We start from the raw sequence: 323 nt of genomic DNA on the forward strand, positions 1-323 counted from the left end.
TGCCGATGCCGGTGTCGCTGACTGCGACGCGCACGCTTCTGTCGTCATGCTGCACCGTGATGCCAATCCTTCCGCCGCCGGGCGTGTACTTGGCCGCGTTGGCAAGCAGGTTGCTGAACACCTGCGCCAGGCGGACGGGGTCGGCGTGCAGCAGCAGCTCGTGGTCGGGGAGGGAGGCGTCGAGCTGGTGTCCTGCCGCCTCGATCACGGGCAGGGCGGTGTCGACCGCGTTCGCGATGGCGTCGCGCAGCACGATCCGTTTCCGCTTCAGCTGTACCTTGCCGCTGTTGATGCGGGCGATGTCCAGCAGGTCGTCGATCAGG

The 323-nt window shown here is 67.5% G+C and carries 1 protein-coding gene; it reads right to left on the reverse strand.

Going from position 1 to position 323, the window contains the following annotated elements; translation table 11 throughout:
* Positions 1-323: sensor histidine kinase (locus tag B2R83_RS03015; protein WP_292038213.1), on the reverse strand; the 323-nt coding region annotated here is incomplete at both ends.

It is taken from the genome of Massilia sp. UBA6681 (assembly GCF_002454935.1).
GTDB lineage: Bacteria > Pseudomonadota > Gammaproteobacteria > Burkholderiales > Burkholderiaceae_D > Telluria > Telluria varians.